We start from the raw sequence: 7,396 nt of genomic DNA on the forward strand, positions 1-7,396 counted from the left end.
CGTCAGAGCGCCTTGCCCGGGTTGAGGATGCCGTGCGGATCGAAGGCCGCCTTGACGCGGCGCTGGAGTCGGTGCTGGTCAGGTCCGAGCTCATCGGCGAGCCATCGTCGTTTGAGGGTGCCCACGCCGTGTTCGCCGGTGAGCGTGCCGCCGAGGCGGAGGGCGGCGCTGAAGATGTCGCCCGCGGCCTGCCAGGCGGCGTCCGGGATGCCGGGGAGGTCCGGGTCGAGGACGAGGATGGGGTGGAGGTTGCCGTCAGCGGCATGGGCGAAGGTGAAGATCCGCACCCCGTGGCGGTCGGCCGCGGCGTCGATCTCGCGTACGGCAGCGGCCAGTCGGCTCCGCGGTACGGCGATGTCCTCGATCAGGACCCGGCCGAGCCGCTCCAGCGACGGCAGGGCGAGCCGCCGCGCGGCGAGCAGCCGGTCCGCCTCCGCCGGGTCCCCGGTGACCTCGACCGACGTCGCGTGTCCGCGCAAGCACCGTACGGCCGCGTCGGCTTCGGCGGCCGCGCCCCGCCCGTCGCACTGGAGGAGCAGCAGGGCGCCGCCGCGCGACCGCAGGGCCGTGCCCTGGGCGTCGTCCACCGCGCCCAGGACCGGGCCGTCGAGCAGCTCGGCCATGGCGGGCTCGACCCGGGCGGCGGTGAGCGCGGAGACGGCCTCGGCTCCTTCAGCGAACGTGGCGAAGTACGCGGCGACCGTGACGGTCTCCTCCGGTACCGGACGCAGCCGCACGGTGGCGGAGGTGATCACCCCGAGGGTGCCTTCGGAGCCGGTGAGCAGGCCGGTCAGGTCGTAGCCGGTGACGCCCTTGACCGTGCGCCGTCCGGCCCGTACGAGCGTCCCGTCCGCGAGCACCGCGTCCAGGCCCAGGAGCGCGTCCCTGGTGACCCCGTACTTGGCGCAGCGGAGCCCGCCCGCGTTCGTCGCGATGTTCCCGCCGATGGTCGAGATCGCCGCGCTCGCCGGGTCGGGTGCGTAGCGCAGCCCGAACTCGCCCGCCGCGCGGTCCAGTTCGGCGGTGATGACGCCCGGTTCGACGACGGCGATCTGTTCCTCGGGGCTCAGCTCCAGGACGCGGTTCATGCGTGACAGGTCGAGGACGACGCTGCCCGCGCCCGCGCTCGCCCCTCCGGAAAGCCCCGTTCCCGCCCCACGCGGCACGACGGGTACGCGTAGGTCGTGGGCGTGCCGCAGTGCCGTCTGCACGTGCTCGGTGTGCGTGGCGTGGACGACCGCGAGCGGGATGCCGTCCGGCCGGCTGCCGGAGCGGTCGGTGGCGTACGGGCCGGTGGCCTCGGGGCCGGTGCCGAGCGCATCCTCGGGCAGGTCGCGGCGCAGGGCCGTCAGCAGCGCGGCGGCACCTGTGTCGGCGGTATCCGTATCGGCGGCGTGCGCGGGTGCGGAGCCCGTGCGGTCGGCCGTATCCGGATCGGACATCGGGACGGTCATGTCGGCCTCTCACTTCGTGTGCCGAGCGCGGCCGCGCCGATGGCGAGCAGCGCCGTGTCTTCCTGCGGGGCGTGGACCGGGGCGCACTGGACGTCCCGGAAGTGGCGCTCCAGGGGGTTGTCGCGGGACAGCCCCGGATTCCCCAGTAGCCGCACGCCCAGGGCGACCGCCTCGGTGGCGTGCCGGTCCGCCAGGACCCGGGCGCCCAGAGCCTGTTCGGGGGCGTACGAACCGTCGGCGCCGTCGACCCGCTCCGCACCCGTGAACACCAGCTGTTCGGCGGAGTCCAGCCGCAGCGCGATCTCACCGGCCACGCGCCGGAAGCGCTCGGTACGGGCCACCGGATGGCCGAGGTTGGCGGGGATCCGCTCGTGGGCGAAGCGGTGGACGTAACCCTGGGCGGCGCGCGCCACGCCCAGGTAGAGGGCGGCGAGCGGCAGGTGGAGGGCCGCGCCCGCGCGGTTGTCCTGCTCCGCCGCTGCGCCGTGCCCGGTCAGGTCGATGACGTTGCCTTGAGGGATCTCGACGTCGTGCAGCGCGATGTCGTGGCTTCCGCTGGCGCGCAGCCCCAGGTGGTTCCAGCGGTGGGTGATCTCGATTCCGGGTGCGGTGCCGGGCACCAGGAAGGTGCCGACCCGCGGCGCGGGTTCGTCCGTGGTGGCCCACACCAGCAGCCAGTCCAGCCCTTCCACCCCGGTCGCGAAGCGCTTGCGGCCGCTGAGCGACCAGCCGTCCGGGGTGCGCCGGGCCACCGTCGAGGGCAGTCCTCCCCTGGCGGGCGAGCCGAGTTCGGGCTCGACGCGGATGTGGTTGAGCAGCACCGGCCGCGCAGCGGCGTCGGCCAGCACCTGCCCGTAGAGCTCTTCCGGCCAGTGCGGCCGCACGGCCTGGCGGCGGTGGACGGAGAGGCTCATGGCGGCGATCAGCGCCACCGACGGATCGCCTTCGCCGAGCGCGTGCAGGATGCGCGCGGTGTCCGCCACCCCGAGGGCGGGACCCCCGTACCGCTCGCCGACGGTGGCGGTGAGCAGCCCGGCCTCGTGCGCGGCGCGGATCCCCTCGGCCGGGAACGTGCCGTCGCGGTCGTACGCGGCGGCGGTGGTGGCGAGCCGTCGTGTCACGGAGGGCAGCGAGGTCAGATCGGGAAGCGGAAGCTCGGTGGTCATGAGGTGAGTTCCCGGCGCAGGTGCGGGGTCAGACGGTCGCTCCAGAAGCCGCTCACCGTCAGCTTGCGCTTCACCGCGCCGAGGTCGCCGAAGGCGTCGGCGACCTTCTGCTCGGAGGCGGTGGCCCCGGCGCTCACCGGCCGGATCCCGGTCCTGCGCTGGGCCTCTCCCGCCGTGAACTCCTCCAGCGCCTGACCCACCGGCTGGTGGGTGGCGGCGGCCATGACCTTCGCGTACTCCTTCTGGCGCCCGTCGCGCACATAGGCGTACGCCTTGTCGATACGGGCCAGCAGATCCGCCAGCGCCTTGCGCTCGGCCGCGCCGCCGAGGGTGTCGTCCGAGGCCGTCCACAGGAAGTTGCCGGAGAGGATGTCCTTGCCGGAACCGATGGTGCGGGCGCCCCGCTGATGGGCGGTGATGACCGCGTTGCCGTATCCGGCGAACGCGTCGATGGAACCGCCGTTCAGCGCGGCGATCCCCTTGTCGGGATCCAGCGGTGCGGCCTCGATGTCGTCCCAGCCGAGCCCGGCCCGCTTCAGCAGGTCGTAGAGGAAGTAGTGGGCGGTGGTGTTCTTGACGTAGCCGACCTTCTTGCCCCGCAGCTGTGACATCGAGGTGACCGGGGACCCCTTGGGGGCCACGACCTCCTGGTTGAGGGTGTTGCCGCGCTCCACGGCGACGACCTTGAAGTTCGGCTTTCCGTCGGCCGCCGCGAAGACCGGCGGGATCTCGCTGGAACTCGCCACGTCCAGCGCACCGGCGCGCACCGCCTCCAACTGCCGGTCGCCGCCCTGGAACAGGTTCCACTTCACCTGGTACGGAGTGTCGGCCAGGTGCGCGAACTTCAGCAGTGCCTCCTCCTTCTTCCAGCCCGTCGCTCCGACCCGGAGGGTGACGGAGGAGCCCTTCCCGCCCCCGTCCGCTCCCGCGGCGCCGCCACAGGCGCTCAGCGCACCGGCGGCCAGCGCCATGACGGCGGCGAGAGCGGTACGGGCGGGGGCGCGCCGGGGGCGGGAGCGGGCCGGTGGCCTGGACATGCGGGTGATGCCTTTCATGAGGGGAAGGGGGAAAGGGGACGTCAGGCGGCGGAGGTGGCGGCGCGGTGGGCCAGCTCCTGACGGACCAGCGGCAGGACGTGACGCCCGTAGTCGATGGCGTCGTTGAGCGGGTCGTAGCCGCGGATGGACAGCAGCTCGCAGCCGATGTCGACGTAGTCGAGCAGCGCCTTGGCGACTGTCTCCGGGGAGCCGACCAGTGCCGTCGACGCACCGGCGGCGTTGGTGGCCGCGGCGGGCGCGGTCCACAGGCAGCGGTCGTGCACCTCGCCGCGCTCGGCGACGGCCAGGAGCCGCTGCGATCCGACGTTGGACGGGGTGCCCTGGCCGACCGCCGGGTAGTGCCGTTGCTTGGCCCGCTCGGCGTGGTGGGCCTTGACCGCGCCCAGGGTGCGGTGGGCCTTCTCCCAGGCCAGCTCGTCGGTGGGGGCGATGATCGGCCGGAAGGACACCCAGATGCGCGGACGGGGACGGCCCGCGGCGTCCGCGTAGGCGTTCACCGAGGCGATCTGCTCGGCGGTCTCCTTCAGCGGTTCGCCCCACAGCCCGAAGATGTCGCCCTGCTGCCCGCCCACCCGGTACGCGTCCCTCGACGAGCCGCCCACCGAGATGGGGATGGTGCCGTGGTACGGGGTGACATCGGAGCGGAAGCCCTCGAAGCGGTAGTACGGGCCCTCGTGGGAGATCGGACCGTCGGCCTCCCACACCCTGCGCAGGATCCGGATGTACTCCTCCGAGCGGGCGTACCGCTCGCTCTTGCCCAGGTAGTCGCCCTCGCGGTGCTGCTCCTCGTCGTTGCCGCCGGAGATGATGTGCACCACCAGCCGCCCGGCGCTGATCTGGTCCAGCGTGGCCAGCGCGCGGGCCGCGTGGGTGGGGAACACCACGCCGGGGCGGTGGGCGAGCACCGGTTTGATGCGCTCGGTGTGATGGGCGACGAACTGGGCCAGCTGGAGCGCGTCCGGCGAGGCCGAGTGGTAGGTGACCAGGGTGTAGTCGAAGCCGGAGTCGTCCAGGGCGCGGGCGTAGCGGCGGGCGTAGTCCACATCGATTCCGGAACCCGCGGTGGGGTCGCCCTCGGTGGCGGGGTTGGGGTGGACGGCGCTGATGAACTCGACGGGCATGGCGGCGGTCACTCCTTGACGAGGCTGGTGTCGACGTGATCGGCGAGCTTCGGGTTGGGGGTGAGCACACCGATGCCGTGCATGGTGTCGCCGACCTTCTGCACGGACCGGATCACCGGCCCGCTCACCGGCAGCAGTTCGCTGTTGGCCTGGTCGACCAGGGCCTTGGCCACCGTGGCCGACGCCCCGTTGGTGTGCCGGATGGCCTTGGCGAATTCCGCCGGGTGCCGCCGGGACCAGGCCAGTGCCGTGTCGAGGCGGCGCAGATAGTCGGTGATGGCCTTCTTCTTCGCCGGGACGTCAAGGGCCTGCTCGGAGGCGCCGATGAAGCCGTAGCCGCTCACCCGTCCGTTCGCCCCGTTGACCAGGAGGCGGCCACCGTGCTGCTCGGCCACCGTCTTGTACACGCCGAACGTGGCCCAGGCCTCGACCTTGCCGGAGGTGAAGGCGGCCTGGGCGTCGGTGGGCAGCAGATACTGCACATGGACGTCGGAGTAGCTCAGCCCCGCCTGCTTCAGCGCGTGCGCCAGCAGATACTCGGCGATGGACCCCTTGGCCGAGGAGACGACGACCTTCTTCCCCTTGAGGTCCTTGACGCTCTTCACGGGCGAGTTCTTGCGGACCACGATCCCGGTGTGGGTGCCGTCGTTGCGCAGCGCGCCCACGGCCTTGACGCGGACCCCGCCGGAGAGTGCCTGGAGCGTGGGCAGATCGGCGGCGTACGAGGTGTCGGCGGCCCCGGCCTGCACGGCTTGGAACAGCGGTGCGGCGCCCTCGAACTCGGCCCACTTCACCTTGTACGGCGTTCCCTTGAGGGCGCCGGAGGCGTCGAACAGCGTCTTCAGGTTCTTGGCCTGGTCGCCGAGAGTCAGTGTCACCTTCGACGGATCGGTCTCGGACGCCGCCCGGCTGTCGCCCGCGCACGCGCTGGTGGCGAGGAGGGCGGTGAGCGACAGCGCGGCGCCGAGGGCGCGCGCCGTGGCCGTGGCCCTGCGGTTCCGGGTGGTCGAGTGATTCATGTGGTCACCTCTTCACGATGGTGTGAAAGGGCCGAGGCGTCGTCGACGCCCAGCCGTCGCAGGAGTTCGCCGCGCAACGCCACGAAGTCGGGGGAGCCGAGGTCGCGCGGGCGGCGAAGGCCCACCTCCGCCTCGTAGGCGATGCGCCCGCCGTCCATCACCAGCACCCGGTCGGCCAGCAGCAGCGCCTCCTCGACGTCGTGCGTGACCAGCAGGATCGAGCAGCCGTGCCGCTGCCACAGGTCGGCCACCAGCCGCTGCGCCTTGCCGCGGGTGAGCGCGTCGAGGGCGCCGAACGGCTCGTCCAGCAGCAGCAGTTCGGGTTCGTGCACCAGCGCACGGGCCAGGGAGACGCGCTGGGCCTGACCGCCGGAGAGTGTCCGGGGCCAGGCGCCCGCGTACTCTTCGATGCCGACCTCGGCCAGATGGCGTTCGGCGAGCGCGCGGTCCCCGCCCGGCAGACCGAGTACGACGTTGTGCCACACCCGCAGCCACGGCATCAGCCGGGGCGACTGGAACGCCACCGACCGCCGCTGCGGTACGTCCACCTCGCCCTCGGTCTCGCTGTCCAGCCCGGCGAGGATCCTCAGCAGCGTCGACTTTCCGCAGCCGCTCTGGCCGAGCAGGGCCACGAACTCGCCCTCGCGGATGGTGATGTCGAGCCCGTCGAGCACCGTCGTGGCGCCGAAGGCGCGCGTCAGCCCGTGGACCTCCACGCTGTTCGTGCCGTTCACCGCGGTCATGCTCCCTCCCCGTCGAACGAGGCCCGCCAGTCCAGCAGCCGCCGGGACAGCAGCCGCACCGCGACGTCGCAGAGCAGCCCCAGCACCGCGTACACGGCGAGGCACAGGACGATGACGTCGGTCTGGAAGTACTGCTGGGCGTTGCTCATCAGATAGCCGATACCGGCGTCCGCGTTGACCTGCTCGGCGAAGACCAGGGCCAGCCACGCGGTGGACAGCGCGTACCGCAGCCCCACCAGCGCACCGGGCAGTGCGGACGGCAGGATCACGTACCGGATCAGTCCGATGCGGCCCAGGCCCACCATCCGCCCGGCCTCGATCAGCTGCGCGTCGGCGGAGCGGATGCCGCCGTAGATGTTGAAGTACAGCGGGTAGGTGACACCGAGCGCCACCAGCGCGATCTTCGGTGTCTCGTCGATGCCGAACCAGACGATGAACAGCGGGATCAGGCCCACCCAGGGAATCGCCCGGAACATGCCCATGGAGGCGTCGATGACGTCCTCGCCCAGCCGGAACAGCCCGGCGGTGAGCGACAGGGTGAGCGCCACGGCTGCGCCGATGAGGAAGCCGATCGCCGCGCGACGGCCGGAGGCGGCGATGGCCTGCGTCAGCTCACCGGTGCCGATGAGGTCCGCCGCGCGCCGCACGACGTCGACGGGGGAGGCCAGCACGGTCTCCGGGAGCACGCCCGTCGCAGCGGCCAGGTACCAGATCAGCAGCAGCCCGACGGGCCCGGAGGCGCGCCGGACCCCGCGCGGGACCCGGAGGCGGAGGCGGGGCCGGGTGCGCGCGGCGGTGGGTCGGGACGTCCGCGCCGCGGCGGGCTGGGCGGGCG

Annotated in this window: 7 protein-coding genes; all 7 read right to left on the minus strand. The window is 72.6% G+C overall.

What is annotated here, in order from left to right; all coding sequences use genetic code 11:
* Positions 1-2 precede the first annotated feature (2 nt).
* Positions 3-1,454 carry an FAD-binding oxidoreductase gene (locus tag EEJ42_RS16205; RefSeq protein ID WP_246096775.1) on the minus strand — a complete coding sequence of 484 codons (1,452 nt, stop codon included), beginning with the start codon at positions 1,452-1,454 and terminating at the stop codon, positions 3-5.
* Entirely contained in the window at positions 1,451-2,620 is a 1,170-nt protein-coding gene (locus EEJ42_RS16210; RefSeq protein ID WP_246096777.1) for an acyl-CoA dehydrogenase family protein, read from the minus strand. Before EEJ42_RS16210 ends, EEJ42_RS16205 begins: the two co-directional genes overlap by 4 nt.
* Complete coding sequence (locus EEJ42_RS16215) at positions 2,617-3,657, minus strand: ABC transporter substrate-binding protein (RefSeq protein ID WP_246096779.1); 1,041 nt, start codon at positions 3,655-3,657, stop codon at positions 2,617-2,619. Before EEJ42_RS16215 ends, EEJ42_RS16210 begins: the two co-directional genes overlap by 4 nt.
* Positions 3,658-3,698: 41 nt before the next feature.
* Complete coding sequence (locus EEJ42_RS16220; protein ID WP_123100640.1) at positions 3,699-4,799, minus strand: LLM class flavin-dependent oxidoreductase; 1,101 nt, start codon at positions 4,797-4,799, stop codon at positions 3,699-3,701.
* An 8-nt stretch (positions 4,800-4,807) separates the two neighbouring features.
* Positions 4,808-5,818 carry an ABC transporter substrate-binding protein gene (locus EEJ42_RS16225; RefSeq protein ID WP_123100641.1) on the minus strand — a complete coding sequence of 337 codons (1,011 nt, stop codon included), beginning with the start codon at positions 5,816-5,818 and terminating at the stop codon, positions 4,808-4,810.
* A complete protein-coding gene (locus EEJ42_RS16230) occupies positions 5,815-6,561 on the minus strand; it encodes an ABC transporter ATP-binding protein (protein WP_123100642.1) in 747 nt (248 codons plus the stop codon). The genes EEJ42_RS16225 and EEJ42_RS16230 overlap by 4 nt, the downstream gene beginning before the upstream one ends.
* The coding region (locus EEJ42_RS16235; protein WP_246096781.1) for an ABC transporter permease subunit at positions 6,558-7,396 on the minus strand (839 nt) is incomplete at its 5' end. The genes EEJ42_RS16235 and EEJ42_RS16230, both read right to left, overlap by 4 nt.

The sequence above is a fragment of the Streptomyces botrytidirepellens genome, assembly GCF_003721215.1.
Lineage (GTDB): Bacteria > Actinomycetota > Actinomycetes > Streptomycetales > Streptomycetaceae > Streptomyces > Streptomyces himastatinicus.